The organism is Vibrio superstes, assembly GCF_003569005.1.
Classification (GTDB): Bacteria; Pseudomonadota; Gammaproteobacteria; order Enterobacterales; family Vibrionaceae; genus Vibrio; species Vibrio superstes.
The window spans coordinates 590,521-607,572 of record NZ_BCUR01000004.1 but is presented as its reverse complement, the minus strand read 5'-3'; the positions used below and the strand labels follow the sequence as shown (position 1 = coordinate 607,572).

The 17,052-nt window shown below is 45.1% G+C and carries 14 protein-coding genes; 2 read left to right on the top strand and 12 right to left on the bottom strand.

What is annotated here, in order from left to right:
- Positions 1 to 4: 4 nt before the first annotated feature.
- Both D5I41_RS10790 and ubiT read right to left on the bottom strand, forming a co-directional pair.
- Entirely contained in the window at positions 5 to 508 is a 504-nt protein-coding gene (locus tag D5I41_RS10790) for a GNAT family N-acetyltransferase (RefSeq protein ID WP_119009793.1), read from the bottom strand.
- On the bottom strand, positions 498 to 1,034 hold the full coding sequence (gene ubiT / locus D5I41_RS10785) for a ubiquinone anaerobic biosynthesis accessory factor UbiT (RefSeq protein WP_119009792.1): 537 nt from the start codon (positions 1,032 to 1,034) through the stop codon (positions 498 to 500). The genes D5I41_RS10790 and ubiT overlap by 11 nt, the downstream gene beginning before the upstream one ends.
- Before the next feature lie 193 nt (positions 1,035 to 1,227).
- Here ubiT and ubiU point away from each other — a divergent pair, with 193 nt between their 5' ends.
- Positions 1,228 to 2,241, top strand: coding sequence for a ubiquinone anaerobic biosynthesis protein UbiU (ubiU, locus tag D5I41_RS10780; protein WP_065209501.1), 1,014 nt, complete (start codon positions 1,228 to 1,230; stop codon positions 2,239 to 2,241).
- Positions 2,242 to 2,255: 14 nt separating this feature from the next.
- On the top strand, positions 2,256 to 3,137 hold the full coding sequence (locus tag D5I41_RS10775; protein ID WP_119009791.1) for a U32 family peptidase: 882 nt from the start codon (positions 2,256 to 2,258) through the stop codon (positions 3,135 to 3,137).
- Between the two features lie 11 nt (positions 3,138 to 3,148).
- Here D5I41_RS10775 and D5I41_RS10770 read toward each other — a convergent pair whose 3' ends face one another.
- From D5I41_RS10770 to nusA, 10 genes are all read right to left on the bottom strand, one after another.
- Positions 3,149 to 4,153, bottom strand: a complete 1,005-nt coding sequence (locus D5I41_RS10770) for a LacI family DNA-binding transcriptional regulator (RefSeq protein ID WP_119009790.1) — start codon at positions 4,151 to 4,153, stop codon at positions 3,149 to 3,151.
- A gap of 19 nt (positions 4,154 to 4,172) precedes the next feature.
- Complete coding sequence (locus tag D5I41_RS10765; RefSeq protein ID WP_119009789.1) at positions 4,173 to 5,183, bottom strand: LacI family DNA-binding transcriptional regulator; 1,011 nt, start codon at positions 5,181 to 5,183, stop codon at positions 4,173 to 4,175.
- Positions 5,184 to 5,484: 301 nt separating this feature from the next.
- Positions 5,485 to 6,777: a carbohydrate porin gene (locus D5I41_RS10760; protein ID WP_119009788.1), complete on the bottom strand. Its 1,293-nt coding sequence runs from the start codon at positions 6,775 to 6,777 to the stop codon at positions 5,485 to 5,487.
- Positions 6,778 to 7,217: 440 nt separating this feature from the next.
- Positions 7,218 to 8,129 carry a lipoprotein NlpI gene (gene nlpI, locus D5I41_RS10750; RefSeq protein ID WP_119009786.1) on the bottom strand — a complete coding sequence of 304 codons (912 nt, stop codon included), beginning with the start codon at positions 8,127 to 8,129 and terminating at the stop codon, positions 7,218 to 7,220.
- Positions 8,130 to 8,248: 119 nt separating this feature from the next.
- The gene (pnp, locus tag D5I41_RS10745) at positions 8,249 to 10,372 is read right to left on the bottom strand and encodes a polyribonucleotide nucleotidyltransferase (RefSeq protein WP_119009785.1); all 2,124 of its coding nucleotides are present in this window, start codon (positions 10,370 to 10,372) and stop codon (positions 8,249 to 8,251) included.
- 369 nt (positions 10,373 to 10,741) lie between these two features.
- Positions 10,742 to 11,011, bottom strand: coding sequence for a 30S ribosomal protein S15 (gene rpsO / locus D5I41_RS10740; RefSeq protein WP_119009784.1), 270 nt, complete (start codon positions 11,009 to 11,011; stop codon positions 10,742 to 10,744).
- Between the two features lie 385 nt (positions 11,012 to 11,396).
- The gene (truB, locus tag D5I41_RS10735; RefSeq protein ID WP_119009783.1) at positions 11,397 to 12,347 is read right to left on the bottom strand and encodes a tRNA pseudouridine(55) synthase TruB; all 951 of its coding nucleotides are present in this window, start codon (positions 12,345 to 12,347) and stop codon (positions 11,397 to 11,399) included.
- Positions 12,347 to 12,742: a 30S ribosome-binding factor RbfA gene (rbfA, locus tag D5I41_RS10730; RefSeq protein WP_026026188.1), complete on the bottom strand. Its 396-nt coding sequence runs from the start codon at positions 12,740 to 12,742 to the stop codon at positions 12,347 to 12,349. The genes truB and rbfA overlap by 1 nt, the downstream gene beginning before the upstream one ends.
- Before the next feature lie 108 nt (positions 12,743 to 12,850).
- Positions 12,851 to 15,541, bottom strand: a complete 2,691-nt coding sequence (gene infB, locus D5I41_RS10725) for a translation initiation factor IF-2 (RefSeq protein ID WP_119009782.1) — start codon at positions 15,539 to 15,541, stop codon at positions 12,851 to 12,853.
- A 20-nt stretch (positions 15,542 to 15,561) separates the two neighbouring features.
- Positions 15,562 to 17,049: a transcription termination factor NusA gene (gene nusA, locus D5I41_RS10720; RefSeq protein ID WP_119009781.1), complete on the bottom strand. Its 1,488-nt coding sequence runs from the start codon at positions 17,047 to 17,049 to the stop codon at positions 15,562 to 15,564.
- Positions 17,050 to 17,052 lie beyond the last annotated feature (3 nt).

The window sequence follows — 17,052 nt, the reverse complement described above, 5'->3', positions numbered from 1 at the left end:
AGCCTCAGAATTGATCAAATTCTTCACAGTATTCAATAAGACCAGAAAGGCCCTCAAAGCTTTCACCGGTCAGATCTAATACCTGAAAAACACCGACAGGTAGATCCCATTGACAACGAAAGCGGTTCTTTTCAGCACATGAGAAGCCGAAGCGAGAGTAGTATTCAGGTTCACCTAACACAACACAGGCAGAGTAGCCAAACTCCAACAATGAATCTAGGCCTTCTTTGATCATCTTCTCAGCAATGCCCTGATTACGGTAATCTTCGTGCACGGCTACAGGCGCTAATCCCTGCCAACCATAATCATTACCAGAAAGAGTTACCGGTGAGAACTGAGCACAACCGATCACTTTCCCTTCGTCATCGCTTGCCACGATACTTAGGGTAATTTTGCCATTCTCTCTAAGGCTGTTAACCAACTTTGATTCTGCATCTGTTGGGAAAGCGTGCTCTAAAAGAGCGAGAATTCCAAGGTTGTCCGCTGGCGCTTCAGTTCTAATAAGCATTTTCAGTCTCTCTCATCGAGTTTGATGATAATTCAGTTGAGGTCTGAACGCCTTTAGAAACGAATGTTGCTAATTGCTCCAAGCCAACTCTCACAGTTTTTGGTAGTGCATCGAGGTCAACACTGTCCATTAGGTTCTTAACTTCTAACCCTAGTTCAGTATCACCTTCAATGCTTAAGCGACGTTGGAAAAACAAAGTATCGGGGTCTTCTTTTCTTCCTGCAATGAGAACCAGATCATTCAATGAGCCACTAAAGCTAACATGATGCTCAGTTTGTTCAGTACTGACTAATAACTGTCCGTCATCACAACTGATGAACCAACTAAGATCCATATCGCTAACAGAAACCTTCAGCCACTTACCCTCAAGAAATTCAAAATCGCCATCTTCCAATGCTTCTTTAAAAGCAAGCTTGAGGCCTTCTAATAGGGTCATACTTTGAATCTTTGCTGGCATTAATTTGGCTGGAACACGAAAAATGGTCGCGGCATTTGCGACTAATTGTTGTCTAACTCTCTCAAGCACGATTACTACTCTCATTCATAGTTTGGTGCTCATCATACTGAATTGCGCAAATAAATGAACTGAGTTTGGTCAAACTACTACGTAGCGTGATTAAAAATCATACAGGCGAATAACAAAACTGCCCCATATCAATTACCGACTCATCACCTATAGATAAACTGCTTCACTATTTGCTCAGTAAATTATCAGAATTATGGAACTACTCTGCCCCGCGGGTAATCTACCTGCACTGAAAACAGCCATTGATTGTGGCGCTGATGCGGTTTATGTCGGCTTTAAAGACGATACTAATGCCCGTCACTTCGCTGGTTTAAACTTCAACGGTAAAAAATTCGAGAAAGCGGTGCAGTATGTGCACAACGCCAACAAGAAAATTCACGTGGCATTAAATACCTTTGCTCAACCATCAGGGTTTGAGCGATGGACCAATGCGGTGGATATGGCTGCGCAAAATGGCATTGATGCCCTCATTGTGGCCGATATTGCTGTGTTAGAATACGCCGCAAGACGCTACCCTGAGCTTGAGCTTCATCTGTCGGTTCAAGCATCCGCGACCAACGTCGCCGCCGTTGATTACTACCACAGTAACTTCAATATTAAGCGTGTGGTTCTACCACGAGTGCTATCCATTCACCAGGTTAAACAACTTTCTAGAAACCTCACCTCTGACGTGGAGCTAGAAGTCTTTGCTTTTGGTAGCCTATGCATCATGTCTGAAGGTCGCTGTTACCTGTCTTCTTACCTGACAGGTGAATCCCCAAACACCGTTGGCGCATGCTCTCCAGCTAAATATGTTCGCTGGCAAGAAACCGATTCTGGCCTGGAATCGAGACTGAACGAGATCTTAATTGATCGCTACGCTCAAGGTGAAAATGCGGGTTACCCAACCCTATGTAAGGGGCGCTTCAATGCCACCGTTGAGGGTGAGAACAAGCTCTACCATGCTCTAGAAGAACCTACCAGTTTAAATACCCTATCTCTACTGCCTGAGCTATTTGCCGCGAATGTCGCATCAGTGAAAATTGAAGGCCGACAACGCAGTCCTGCTTATGTTGAGCAGGTGACTCGTACATGGCGCGCAGCAATTGATGCCTATCAACGAGATCCAGAAAACTACCAGGTACAGCCTGAATGGGACAAAGCACTGGCTAATGTATCAGAAGGTACCCAAACCACCCTCGGCGCTTATCATCGCAAATGGCAATAGTAGGAGAAATTAACATGAAATATTCATTAGGGCCTCTACTCTACTTTTGGCCAAAACAAGATGTAGAAAGCTTTTATCAGCAAGCAAAACAATCCAATGCCGATGTTATTTATCTGGGTGAGTCAGTGTGCTCAAAACGCAGAGAAGTGAGACCAAAGCATTGGTTTGATATCGCAAAAGAGCTTGCTGATTCAGGCAAACAAGTCGTGCTCTCCACAATGGCACTACTTGAAGCCCCTAGCGAAGTGAACATAATGAAGAAGTACATCGATAACGGTGACTTCGCCATTGAAGCTAATGATGTCTCCGCTATTCAACTGGCCAATGAAAAAGGCGTGCCATTTGTTGTAGGGCCTGCGGTTAATACCTATAACGCTCATACGCTCAACCTATTCCTTAAGCAAGGGATGATTCGTTGGTGTATGCCGGTCGAGTTATCTCGCGATTGGCTATCCAATACCTTGAATCAATGTGATGAGATTGGTATTCGTAATAAGTTCGAAGTTGAAGTATTTAGTCACGGTTATCTGCCTCTGGCTTACTCTGCACGCTGCTTTACCGCTCGCGCAGAAAACAAGGCAAAAGATGACTGTGAGACCTGCTGCATCAAGTACCCAACAGGTCTTAAGGTGGACAGCCAAGAAGGACAAACGGTGTTCAACCTCAATGGTATCCAGACTCAGTCAGGTTATTGCTATAACCTAGGAAACGACATCCCATCGATGCAAGGCTTGGTCGATGTGGTTCGTTTGAGCCCGCTAGGCGTAGATACCTTCAGCCATCTTGATGCTTTTAAAGCAAATGAAAAGGGTAATAGCCCTATAGTGATTGAAGATCGCCAGTGCAATGGCTACTGGCATCAGATCGCGGGTCTGGAGTTACGCAATAACCACTAAACTGAAACTCGTTAGGTGGATTGCCTGACAATCAGTTCGATAGGGGGAAGCCGCGGTTTCAGTTGCTTCCCCGCCTCTAAAAACCTCACCATAGACTCCGCACAGGTTGCCCCTATTTCTTCAACGGGTTGGCGCATAGTGGTCAAAGAGGGAGTGAAGTAACGAGAGGTTGCGAGGTCATCAAAGCCAATCACGGCAATATCTTCAGGTACTCGTAAGCCTTTATCATGAATGGCTTTTATAGCGCCATAGGCCGTTTGATCGTTCGCGGCAAAAATAGCCGTAAATGGGGTGCGGGACTCAATCAGCTCAATGGTTTTTTGATACCCCATCTCAGAGCCAAAATCCCCTTGCTTGATCAATTGTGGATCGATTTTCAAGCCAGCCTCGGTCAAAGCTCGTTTATATCCATCACAACGCGTTACTCCATCGGGTTGCTCTTGCACCCCTTTAATGTGAGCTATCCTCTTATGCCCCTTTTGTAGCAAGTGTAGGGTAGCCATATACCCGCCAATAGTATTGTCATTGCAAAGTGAGTGAATATTGTGCCCTGATATTCGATAGCCTACAGCGATGATAGGGATCGCCTTCGCGTACTCCTGAATATGCTGTTCTTTCAGGTTGCCCATCACGGCTATAACCCCATCTACCCCACTTTTCTTTAAATACTCCAACCCATGTAGCTGGTTTTTTATCTTCCAGTGCCCAGCGGCAATCAAGATGGTATAGCCATAGGAAAACAGCACCTTTTCCATATCTTCTAAGATTCGAGTGTTATGAGGGCTTTCCGGATTTTGTACTAGCACGCCAATGGTTCGACTTCTCAATGACGACTTACTGTTAGCAATTTGAGTTTGGTAACCTGTTTTGCGGATGGCCTCTAAAATCTGTTTGCGTTTGTCTTCTGCAACGAAGGTGGTTTGATTCAAAAATCGAGAAACTGTGCTTGCAGAAACTCCCGCCTCTTTGGCTACGTGGTGTACTGTGACTTTCCTTTTAACCTTAGAGATATCCATAGTAAAACTCACTCGCTCTCTATGCATGAATCAGTGACTTTTCCGCAACAGAGTCACGGATCACCAACGAAGGTAATAGACGATAGCGTACTTGAGTTTGGTTTTTATTCAGTTTTTGGAACATCAACTCTACCGCCTCCATACACATTTCTTTTATTGGGAAACTGACGGTTGTTAAAGCTGGTGTTAAGTAACGGGCAAAATTAACGTTATCAAAACCAATCAGCGAAATATCCTCTGGTACAGAGATCCCCTCTTCGCGTAGCGTCTCATAAGCGCCAAACGCCATATGATCGTTACAAGCAAACACAGCCGTGAACTCACGTTCTCGGCGTAGCAGTTTTGCCATGACCGTATTACCAGAAGTCTCGGTATATCCGCCTTCACACACCAACATCTCGTCATATGGAATATCAGCTTCTTCAAGCGCTCTGCGATAACCAAGTAAACGAGCTCTAGCATCTGCCTCTGATAAAGGACCAGAGATACAAGCAATGGATGTGTGCCCCTGCTTGATGAGGTGCTGCGTGGCGATACGTCCGCCCAGTTCATTGTCAATATTGATACAACTGCGAGGCATCTCAGGGATTGTACGATTGAGAACCACTAAAGGGACACCTTGATCTTCTAGATTGATCAAATAGTCATCGGTAAGGTTCGGTGTGAGTAGAATGATCCCGTCGACTCTTCTTCCCAGCAGGAACTCTATGGATTCTTTTTGGTAATGCTCTGAGGATTGACCTGACGTGACCACGGTGTGGTAACCATAGCGACTAAGCGTGCTTTCAATGTTATTCAAGATCTCAGAGTAAAACGGTCCTCCAAGCTCAGGAACAATGATCCCGATACTACCCGTTCTCGTGTTACTTGGGGTTCGTCCAAAAGCGCTCAGTTTGTAGCCAAGTTCTCTGATGGCTTTTTCAACCTTTAGTTTTTTGGTGTGACTCACCCGACTAGTACCATTTACTACGCGTGAAACCGTGGCTTGAGATACTCCTGCCAGTTCTGAAACGTCCTTGATTGTTGCCATATTCTCGACCTTAAAAAGAAAGCGCTTTCTTGCCGTGGTGACAATAGCAATCAAATAAGGGAAAGATAAGGAAAGGGATCACAGGCTGAATATCTGATATTCATTGAACATTAGAAGTTTGATCGATCTAACGCTTTCATGCTCGATTGGAGCACTAACTTTAAGTTTTTATATTAACGAGTGAAGAAAAGTGGGCACCAAGGTACCCAACCGACGGGAGTTATTTTGTCGAAAAAATGGCCCCTTCAAGGGAAAAGGGACCAATTGAAGAACTTACATCAAATTAACAGTTAGCTAGTGCTTACCACCATGCCTCGAACATAGCACCAACAGTTAGAGTGTCTGGGTTGCTAGTTTGGTATGAACCATCTGCATTCTTGCCTGTGTACTCGTTATCCGCCTCACCCACTGTTGCGTAGAAGCGAAGCATTGGACGAGACCAAGTCATACCACCGATTGCGATGTTTTGAGACAGTGTTACTTTCCAAGATGAGTTAGTTGCATCGATATCATCGTAATCAACTACGTTGTAACCACCTTCAAGCCAAGTAGAGTGAACGTCGTTCCACTGGTATGTTGGGCGAACAATGATGTTGTAGTTTGCACGATCTTCTACTGCGTCACCTGTTAGTGTTTGGTAAGCCGCTTGGTATTGGATGCCAGCGTTATCAGTCAGACCGAAACCACCACCAAGGCTGAATAGCAATGCTTCTTGGTCTTCAGCTAGGTCATATACACTGTCTTTTGCGTTGTCAGAGTAACGAACAATGAACTTCTGACCAGAGAATTTCATTTCTGCCGCTACTTGGTATGCGCTATCAGCAACGCCGTTGTCATCTTCTAGTTTTTCAGATTTGAAGCCGTAGTTTGCGTAGAAAGCAAGATCTAGACCACCAAACTCCATTCCATGAAGTTTAGAAGTTGCAGCGTACTTACCGTTATCACCTACCATCTCACCATCAACTTGGCCAACAACACCAAAGTCCAGTTTAATGCCACCAAGGCTTAGGTTGTAGAAACCAGCACCTTGACCATCATGGCTCATCCAGAAGTAATCATCTAGATCTGTCTGTGGACGTTGGTGGAAGTCACGACCTGCCCAGATGTATAGGTCAGGTTGAGATTCAAATACATTCGATGCACCAGCGTATAGCTTCTTAACTTGAACACCACCGTCGTTAGCCCAAGAAGCATCAGCCCAATGGTCTACCATGAATACGATGTCCCAGATTGCACCTTTTTCACTTTCGAATGCTTTAGCAAACTGGATTTCACCACCGTTTTGTTCGTTACCTAGGCGACCTGTTGCATTTGCGTTTAGAGAGCCCGCAGTACCAACATAAAGAGAGTCACCACTTTGGTAACCCGCACCGTAGCGAGCATAACCAGAGAATACGATACCTAGAGGAACTTCAGACTGTGCGTTTAGTACCGCTGGTTGTTGAGTGTCATTGAATTCACCGCCAACGCGAGCTTCAAGCTCAGCAAGACGAGCTTCCATTGCATCGATGTCGTGATTATCGGCAAGAGCGCCAGCAGAAGCTAGGGTACCAGCCACTGCAAGGGATAGAGGTAAGAGTTTAAAAAGTTTCATGTTATTTCCTAGTTTTGTTATAGGTTTTATGTCCACGAAACAAATGTTATCTGATGAAAGAGATGAAAGTTCAGCGATACCTCACAATGAATGATGGATAGGAATCCCATGAAATATTCATAGGACACATGAAACGCAACACATCAATAAATACAATGAGTTAACAAATTAACCCCCATAGTCCACACTTTGAGAAAGCGGTTTCATTTCATGAGATAGCAGAAAATGGTCACAAAAATATCAAAGGAGGAAGTGTGTTCTTGAAGAGTTTCTTTCATAACTTTCATGTTTTTGAAATTTATGAAAGAAATAAAGACGGTAACGATGATGAATGGAACAATAACTACGGTGATGGGAGTAAAAACAAAAAATACCGCCTCAATGAGTACGGTATTTGTAAGAGTCTAGAGACAAAAGTAAGTTCAATAAAATGACATTAATTATTCATTTTCCTGCGAAGTTTGCTCTAACTGCTGTTTTCGTTCAGCGCGAATATCAGAAAAAATCCGTCCTAACTCAAGAAACGCATATCTATGTTCAACATATTCGTAGACGTTCAGGCTTAAAGAAAGCTTATACAAGCTAACCGCTTCAGCATACTCTCCTTTTAGCTGATGTCGCTTTGCAAGGTAGAAATAGGCTTCTGTTAGTCGCTGAGCTAAGGTTAAGTTATCTTTCGCCCCTGCAGCTACCTCCATAAAGGCATCATCTTCTGGAACTTCATCCAGCATCAAGCCCACCAGAATCCAGCCCCACTCTTGATCTCGATTAGCGTAGCTTTTACTTAGTTTCTCGAACGCTAGCTGCTGATTGGTTTCTTCCTCAATGATATACAACCATAATGCGCGAAACGGATCGCTTGGATCATCATTGTAATGACGAGTCATTTCCTCTAAAGCTAAATCCACTCTATCACCGTAATAGAGCGCTATCGCCCTGTTACGCTCTGCATACTGATTACTAGGGTCTAACTCTAAAGTGGAATCAAACGCCTCGTAGGCCGCGTCATACTGTCCTACCTGAGTAAAGTAAACGCCAAGCAAGTTAAAGATGTCCGGTTGAGCCGGATTAATAGATAGGCTTTGATTGAAGTCGTAACGTGCCAACTCTCTTAGCCCTAGGCTATCGTAGTAAACACCACGCTGAAAATGCAGTTCTGCCCTTTCTTTATCATTAATATCATTGCGTAACAGCAGTTGCGTTGTACGCGCAATCTGTACTTCTTGTTGGATTGAAGGCTGCAGAGGAACGGCCATCGGTGGTGGCGCCCATTGTTGACTCTGACCGCCGATGCTTGAACAGCCGGACATCATCAGTACTACACCCGCTATCAGCACACTAAACCATTTCACGAAATACTACCTCCATGTGGATCATCGAATTCGAATCATATCCCTTTAGCATAGAAAAAGAGGAGCTAAAAAGCTCCTCTTTATTTACACATACATCAATTTTTTCTTAAAAATCAATATTATTCAGCGGCTGGTGCTGCGTCATCTGCTGCAGGAGCTTCAACAGCTTCCTTCATGCTTAGACGTACACGACCTTGACGGTCGATCTCAAGAACCTTAACTTTCACTTCTTGGCCTTCAGTTAGGTAGTCAGATACTTTCTCTACACGCTTGTCAGCGATTTGAGAGATATGTACTAGACCATCTTTACCAGGAAGGATAGTAACGAACGCACCGAAGTCAGCTAGACGAGCGACTTTACCTACGTAGATAGTGCCCACTTCTACTTCAGCCGTTAGCGCCTTGATGCGGTCGATTGCATCTTGTGCTTGTTCGCCAGAAGTTGCTGCGATCTTCACTGTACCGTCGTCTTCGATCTCGATAGTTGTGCCAGTTTCTTCACAAAGTGAACGGATAACTGCGCCGCCTTTACCGATAACGTCACGGATCTTCTCAGGGTTGATCTTCATTTGGTGAATACGTGGAGCGAATTGAGAAATTTCTTCACGAGCACCTGAGATAGCGTCATCCATTACAGATAGGATGTGCTTACGTGCACCTTGCGCTTGGTTAAGAGCAATTTGCATGATCTCTTTAGTGATACCTTCGATCTTGATATCCATCTGCAGTGCAGTGATACCGTCGTTAGTACCGGCTACTTTAAAGTCCATGTCACCAAGGTGATCTTCGTCGCCTAGGATGTCAGAAAGAACAACGAAGTCGTCGCCTTCTTTAACTAGACCCATTGCGATACCCGCAACAGAAGCTTTAATTGGCACACCTGCATCCATAAGAGCAAGAGAAGTACCACATACAGAAGCCATTGAAGAAGAACCGTTAGATTCTGTGATTTCCGATACAACACGAACGGTGTATGGGAATTCTTCAACTGAAGGCATTACCGCTGCAATACCACGCTTAGCCAGTTTACCGTGGCCGATTTCACGACGCTTAGGAGAACCAACAAAACCAGTTTCACCTACACAGTATGGAGGGAAGTTGTAGTGCAGTAGGAAGTTGTCTTTACGCTCGCCTGTTAGCTCGTCGATGATTTGTGCATCACGTTGAGTACCAAGAGTTGCAGTAACGATCGCCTGAGTTTCACCACGAGTAAATAGTGCAGAACCGTGAGTACGAGGAAGAACGCCAGTACGTACGTCTAGAGCACGAACCATGTCTTTTTCACGACCATCGATACGAGGGTTACCCGCAATGATGCCACGACGTACTACTGTCTTCTCAAGATCATGGAAGATAGTGTGGATTTCTTTCGGGTTAAGCTCAGCGTTTTCAGCAAGTAGAGTTGCTTTTACTTCGTCGCCGATCTGATGGATACGGTCATAACGCGCCATCTTCTCAGTGATTTGGTAAGCTTCAACAACTTGTGCTTCTGCTAGTGCAGCAATCTTGTTTACAAGCTCAGTGTTTTCAGCTGGTGCTTCCCAGTTCCAAGAAGGAGTTGCTACTTCTGCCGCAAATTCGTTAATCGCTTGGATAGCAACTTGTTGTTGGTCGTGACCGTAAACAACAGCCGCTAGCATCTCTTCTTCTGTTAGGTTGTCTGCTTGAGACTCAACCATAAGAACAGCGCCTTCAGTACCAGAAACAACTAGGTCAAGCTTAGAGCTTTCTAGTTCAGTCATTGACGGGTTAAGCACTAGCTCGCCATCGATGTGAGCAACACGTGCTGCACCGATAGGACCGTTGAATGGAACACCAGAGATAGACAATGCTGCAGATGTTGCAAGCATAGTGATCATGTCTGGTTGTACGTCAGGGTTAACAGACATTACTGTCGCGATAACCTGAACTTCGTTCTTGAAGCCTTCTGGGAATAGAGGACGAATTGGACGGTCGATAAGACGAGCCGTTAGTGTTTCGCCTTCAGAAGGACGGCCTTCACGCTTGAAGAAACCACCAGGGATTTTACCTGCAGCGTAAGTACGCTCTTGGTAGTTTACTGTTAGAGGGAAGAAATCTTGGCCTTCTACCGCTTCTTTTTTAGCAACAACAGATACGAATACTGAAGTATCGTCCATTGTCGCCATAACAGCAGCGGTAGCTTGACGTGCAATTACGCCAGTCTCTAGAGTAACCGTGTGGTTACCGTACTGGAAAGTCTTAACAACTGGTTTTTCGAACATTCTTGTTTCCTTGTTCCATAGCCTTTGAGCCATAGAAAAATTTAGTGAAAACCCAAACCATTACTAATCGCGACTAGTAAAAACAGACTAAAGACAGGTCTTGAATCTACTTGTAATAGTCGCGACCTATTGGCCGACAATCTGTGACTGTAATGTGTTGGGTCGGTAGCTATTCGTGAAAATACAAATAACGAGGCGTAGTATAAACTACTTGAGTTAGATTTTGTAATCTAGAGCGGAAAAAGCTGAGCTATACCTGAAAACATTCTAGTCAGAGTGTTGTTCAACCTTATTTAGGATGGGTCAACAGATACAAAAAAAGGAGCCATAGGCTCCTTTTTCTTCAAACTGCTTGACGCAGTCGCTTAATTAGCGACGTAGGCCTAGACGTTTGATTAGGTCTTGGTAGCGAGCTAGGTTTTTACCTTTAAGGTAATCTAGAAGCTTACGGCGACGAGAAACCATACGTAGCAGACCACGACGGCTGTGGTGATCGTGCTTGTGGTTCGCAAAGTGACCTTGAAGGTGGTTGATAGAAGCTGTAAGTAGAGCTACTTGAACTTCTGGTGAACCTGTATCGCCTTCACCTTGTGCGTATTCTGCAACGATCGCTGCTTTAGTTTCTGCATTCAGAGACATAATTCTCTCCTGATAAGAGTAAGTTTAAAAGTTGTAGCGCCAATCTCTGATTCAGCCGCTACGCGAAGCGCGGATTATACTGACAAGAAAACATTAAAGCAATAATTAAAAGTTATCGAGTTTCCGATAGCTTAATGTCTGCCTCTTGAGCAGAATGCCCTCTAATATACCCGACCGCTCTAGGCCTCGGCATACTTGCCGTTGCTAGAGAGGGTCTGATGGCAAAGAGATCCCCGATAAAAGCATTCGGGGATGACTATAACACTGTCATTCCCGAGTGTTTTATCGGGAATCTTAATCATCCAGACATAGCCGATAAAAGTCCTCAGCTATGATGTATCTGGTATTAAATGTGTACTAATGTCCGGCTTAAAGCTTAACGCTATTAACTTTCAACTTCGTCTCTAAACACCACTAAGCGTTTCGGTGCGATACGTCCATCATCATCAATTTCAGCAACGCCGATAAAGGTTTTTTCTTCACCTGAAGTCATGCGAACCACGCCTTCGCTTGGTGCACCAAATACCTGTACAGGTTGACCGTGCTGAACCATATCCGTTAATTCTGGAATCAAGTTCACTTCTGGCAAGTCTTCTACCGCGGTATCCATTGGTAGCAATAGCTCATCCAATAGCTCTTTCGGTGCAATCTCTTCAGCATTCGCTTTATCAAGTAGCTCTTGCAGTTGCTCCAGTGTCACCATCTTTTCGTACGGATATTTAGCAACACCAGTACGACGTAAATAAGTAACGTGAGCACCACAACCTAGCATTTCGCCAAGGTCATCAACAATAGTGCGGATGTAGGTACCTTTAGAGCAGTGAACTTCGAGTTCAACTTCATCACCTTCAAAGCGAATCAGTTCAATCTCGTACACAGTGATCTTGCGAGATTCACGAGGCACTTCGATACCTTCACGTGCATATTCGTACAGAGGCTTGCCCTGATACTTCAATGCTGAAAACATAGAAGGGACTTGATCCGTTGTGCCACGGAAGGTAGCAATCGCATCTAGCAGCTGATCTTTCGTGACGGAGACCGGGCGTGTTTCCACTACCTCACCATCAGAATCTGAGGTGTTAGTACGCTCACCCAACTTAGCAATGGTGCGATAACGCTTATCGGAGTCCAACAAGAACTGCGAAAACTTGGTCGCTTCACCTAAGCAAATAGGCAGCATGCCCGTTGCTAGAGGATCAAGAGCACCAGTATGGCCCGCTTTTTCAGCAAAGTAGATGCGCTTTACTTTCTGTAGCGCATCATTTGAAGAGATTCCGGTTGGTTTATCCAGCAATACGACGCCGTTAACTGGACGACCTTTACGACGTCTTGCCATTACTCTTCGTCCTCGCGACCTGACTCTGCTTTCTTCTTCGCATCTTTAGAAACAACTTCGCTCACAAGATTAGACATGCGCATGCCTTCAACGAGAGTGTTGTCGTAAACAAAGCGAACTTCAGGAGTTAGGCGAAGGCGGATACGCTTACCTAGCATCATGCGAATCTCAACTTCATGCTCTTGAAGAGCAGCAAGGCAAGACTCTGGCGTTTGCTCACCCACACAGAAGAAGGTAACAAATACTTTTGCAACTGCTAAGTCACGAGATACTTCTACGTCTGAAATGGTCACCATTCCGATACGAGAGTCACGAACTTCACGCTGTAGTAGAACAGCCAGTTCTTTTTGCAATTGTTGCGACACACGCTGTGTGCGGCTAAATTCTTTTGACATTGTTTTTCTCACTTTAGAAAAAATAATGAGGGGCATAAGCCCCCCATGGTGTATTCAACAACCAATTATCTAACCTTAGGGGTCAGACAATTTTTGTCAATGTGTTGATTAGTCAAGAGTACGCTTAACTTCAACGATTTCGAATACTTCGATTTGGTCACCAACGCGAACATCATTGTAGTTCTTAACGCCGATACCACACTCGTAGCCATTCTTAACTTCTTGTACGTCATCTTTAAAGCGGCGTAGAGATTCTAGCTCACCTTCGTAGATTACAACGTTTTCACGAAGTACACGGATTGGGTTGTTACGCTTAATCACGCCTTCAGTAACCATACAACCAGCGATTGCGCCTAGTTTAGGTGACTTAAATACGTCACGTACTTCAGCAAGACCAATGATTTCTTGTCTGAATTCAGGAGCAAGCATACCGCCCATCGCTTGTTTAACTTCGTCAATCAATTGGTAAATGATCGAGTAGTAACGAAGGTCTAGGTTCTCGTTCTCAACAGCGCGGCGAGCAGATGCATCAGCACGAACGTTGAAACCAAGTACGATAGCGTTAGACGCTGCAGCAAGTACTGCGTCAGTTTCAGTGATACCACCAACACCAGAACCTACGATGTTCACTTTCACTTCTTCAGTAGAAAGTTTACGTAGAGAATCAGCGATAGCTTCCACAGAACCCTGAACGTCAGCTTTAAGTACAACGTTAAGCTCAGCAACTTCACCAGCAGTCATGTTAGAGAACATGTTCTCTAGTTTCGCTTTCTGTTGACGTGCTAGTTTCACTTCACGGAATTTACCTTGACGGTAGTTTGCTACTTCACGAGCTTTACGCTCATCACGAACTACAGTTGCTTCATCACCTGACGCAGGAACACCAGATAGACCGATGATTTCTACAGGGATAGAAGGACCCGCTTCTGTGATTTCAGCACCGTTCTCGTCGCGCATTGCACGAACACGGCCGTATTCTTGACCACAAAGTAGGATATCGCCTTTGTTAAGCGTACCAGACTGAACAAGAACCGTTGCAACAGGACCGCGACCTTTATCAAGGCGAGATTCTACAACCACACCAGATGCCATACCTTCTGCTACCGCTGTAAGTTCAAGAACTTCAGATTGTAGAAGGATAGTTTCTAGTAGACCTTCGATGTTAGTACCTTGTTTCGCAGAGATGTGAACAAACATGTTCTCACCGCCCCACTCTTCAGGAATAACGTCGTACTGTGCTAGTTCGTTCTTAACGTTGTCTGGGTTTGCACCCTCTTTATCGATCTTGTTCACTGCAACGATCAATGGAACGCCAGCCGCTTGTGCGTGCTGAATCGCTTCCACAGTCTGTGGCATTACGCCATCATCTGCAGCAACAACTAGAACTACGATATCTGTCGCTTGAGCACCACGAGCACGCATTGCGGTAAACGCTGCGTGTCCAGGAGTATCCAAGAAGGTAATCATACCGTTCTCAGTCTCTACGTGGTAAGCACCAATGTGCTGGGTAATACCACCCGCTTCCGCGTCAGCAACGTGTGCTTTACGAATGTAATCAAGTGTAGAAGTTTTACCGTGGTCAACGTGACCCATGATAGTAACAACAGGAGCACGTGATACAGACTCAAGTGAGCTGTCACGATCTGACATTACTGCTTCTTCTAGTTCGTTCTCTTTACGAAGAACCACTTTGTGACCCATTTCTTCAGCAACAAGTGCTGCAGTTTCTTGGTCGATTACTTGGTTGATAGTCGCCATAGCGCCCATCTTCATCATAACCTTGATCACTTCAGTTGCTTTAACTGACATCTTGTTAGCCAGTTCAGATACAACGATAGTTTCGCCGATTGCAACGTCAGCTTTTGCTACTGTTGCTGTCTTATCGAAACCTTGTTGCATTGAAGTCGGCTTAGCTAGCTTGCCTTTACGACCGCGCTGACCGCGTTGGTTACGGTTGTTACCACGAGCATTTGCGTTAGCATCAGCTGGCTTTTTCTTCTTCTTCTTACGTTGGCCACCGCCATCTGCACGGCGGTCAGCTGCATCTTCAGCTTCACGAGCGTAAGTAGAAGTCGTGACGTGGTAGTCCGTAGTCTCGGTCTTCTTAGTTTGTTCTTCTTTTGCCCAGCGCTCTGCATTTTCTTCTGCAAGTTTACGTGCGTCTTCAAGAAGTTTTTCTGCTTCTTGTTCCGCTTTGCGCTTAGCTTCTTCTTCTTGGCGACGTTTTAGGTCAGCCGCATCTTTTGCTGCTTGATCTTTCACTTTACGCTCTTCAGAGTCAATTTGTGGAGCTTCAGTTGAGTTAGCTTTCGCCTTAGCTGCTGCTTCTTGTTTCGCTTTTTCTTCAGCGTCACGTTTTGCTTTTGCTTCTGCTTCACGCTGTGCTTTTTCTTCAGCTTCGCGTTTTGCTTTCTCTTCAGCTTCTTGTTTCGCTGCAACTTCTGCTTCTAGGCGAGCTTTTTCCTCAGCTTCTAGACGAGCTTGCTCATCAACAGAGCTACGCTTCACGTAGGTACGCTTCTTACGTACTTCTACTGTCACATCCTTGCTCTTGCCGCCGCCAGCTGCAACACTCAGTGTGCTTCGCTTCTTACGTTGTAAAGTTAGACGGGTTGGTTCAGACTCGCCAGACGTATCACCATGTTCTTTCTTCAGGTGCGTCAACAATGCCTGCTTTTCTTCGTCAGTTACATTGTCGCTAGAGTTCTTTTTCAGACCTGCGTCTTCTAATTGTTCAATTAAGCGCTCAACCGGCGTACCAATTTCTTCACTTAGGGCTTTAACTGTAAGTTGTGTCATGCAACTACCTCCGTGCCGGATTATTCTTCGTCACCAAACCAACAGATGTTACGTGCAGCCATGATTAGCTTACCAGCACGTTCTTCTGTTAAATCGTCGATACCTTCAAGATCATCTGTGCCTTGGTCAGCAAGATCTTCTAGGGTCACTACACCTTTGGCAGCTAGTTTGAACGCCATTTCGCGCTCTAAGCCTTCTAATGCTAATAGGTCATCAGCTGGGTGCAGGCCTTCAAACGACTCTTCTTGCGCAAGTGCAAGGGTGGTGAGTGCATCTTTAGCTCGACTACGTAGTTCTTCGACCAAATCTTCATCTAGACCGTTAATTTCCAAAAGCTCACTCATTGGCACGTATGCCACTTCTTCAAGAGTTGAGAAGCCTTCTTCTACCAACATTTCTGCGAAATCTTGTTCAAGGTCTAGGTGCTTCATGAAGCTTTCAATAGCTTCAGTTGATTCTGCTTCGTGTTTCTTCTGTAGGTCTTCTACAGTCATTACGTTCAGTTCCCAACCAGTAAGTTGCGATGCCAAACGTACGTTTTGACCACTACGGCCAATTGCTTGCGCTAGGTTATCAGCTTCAACAGCGATATCCATTGAGTGCGTGTCTTCATCTACGATGATTGACGCCACATCAGCAGGAGCCATTGCGTTGATAACGAATTGCGCTGGGTTGTCATCCCAAAGGATGATATCGATACGCTCATTACCTAACTCACCAGATACAGCTTGTACGCGTGCACCACGCATACCCACACATGCACCTACTGGGTCGATACGGCGATCGTTAGTTTTAACTGCGATCTTCGCACGAGAACCTGGATCACGAGCTGCTGCTTTAAGCTCAATGATGTCTTCTGCAATTTCAGGCACTTCGATACGGAATAGCTCAGTTAGCATTTCAGGCTTAGAGCGAGTAATGAATAGCTGGAAGCCACGCGCTTCTGGGCGTACAGAATAAAGAAGACCACGTACACGGTCGCCTGGACGGAAGTTCTCACGAGGTAGCTGGTCATCACGAAGGATAACGGCTTCAGCGTTGTTACCAAGGTCTAGAACAACAGTTTCGCGGTTTACTTTCTTAACAACACCAGTGATTAGCTCACCTTCGTTATCAATAAACTGCTCAACGATTTGCTCACGCTCTGCTTCACGTACTTTTTGTACGATAACTTGCTTCGCTGTTTGCACCGTAATACGGTCAAATTTAACCGAATCGATTTCGTCTTCAACGAAATCACCTAAACCCAGTGTTTCATCGTCGAACTGTGCAGCTTCGATTGACATTTCCAATGTTGGATTTTCAACTTCAGCAACCACTTCCCAGCGACGGAAAGTTTCGAAGTTACCACTCTTGCGATCAATCTCAACGCGTACTTCGATTTCCATCTCGTACTTTTTCTTTGTCGCAGTTGAAAGCGCGATTTCTAGCGCCTCAAAAATACGCTCGCGAGGAACGGCTTTCTCATTTGAAACCGCTTCTACTACAGCTAGAATTTCTTTATTCATTCT

Excerpts from the sequence above, each read along its gene's own strand:
- rbfA (WP_026026188.1), bottom strand. The coding sequence starts at position 12,742 with ATGTCAAAAGAATTTAGCCGCACACAGCGTGTGTCGCAACAATTGCAA.
- truB (WP_119009783.1), bottom strand. The coding sequence starts at position 12,347 with ATGGCAAGACGTCGTAAAGGTCGTCCAGTTAACGGCGTCGTATTGCTG.
- D5I41_RS10790 (WP_119009793.1), bottom strand. The coding sequence starts at position 508 with ATGCTTATTAGAACTGAAGCGCCAGCGGACAACCTTGGAATTCTCGCT.
- D5I41_RS10760 (WP_119009788.1), bottom strand. The coding sequence starts at position 6,777 with ATGAAACTTTTTAAACTCTTACCTCTATCCCTTGCAGTGGCTGGTACC.
- infB (WP_119009782.1), bottom strand. The coding sequence starts at position 15,541 with ATGACACAACTTACAGTTAAAGCCCTAAGTGAAGAAATTGGTACGCCG.
- rpsO (WP_119009784.1), bottom strand. The coding sequence starts at position 11,011 with ATGTCTCTGAATGCAGAAACTAAAGCAGCGATCGTTGCAGAATACGCA.
- pnp (WP_119009785.1), bottom strand. The coding sequence starts at position 10,372 with ATGTTCGAAAAACCAGTTGTTAAGACTTTCCAGTACGGTAACCACACG.
- D5I41_RS10765 (WP_119009789.1), bottom strand. The coding sequence starts at position 5,183 with ATGGCAACAATCAAGGACGTTTCAGAACTGGCAGGAGTATCTCAAGCC.
- D5I41_RS10775 (WP_119009791.1), top strand. The coding sequence starts at position 2,256 with ATGAAATATTCATTAGGGCCTCTACTCTACTTTTGGCCAAAACAAGAT.
- ubiU (WP_065209501.1), top strand. The coding sequence starts at position 1,228 with ATGGAACTACTCTGCCCCGCGGGTAATCTACCTGCACTGAAAACAGCC.
- D5I41_RS10770 (WP_119009790.1), bottom strand. The coding sequence starts at position 4,153 with ATGGATATCTCTAAGGTTAAAAGGAAAGTCACAGTACACCACGTAGCC.
- nusA (WP_119009781.1), bottom strand. The coding sequence starts at position 17,049 with ATGAATAAAGAAATTCTAGCTGTAGTAGAAGCGGTTTCAAATGAGAAA.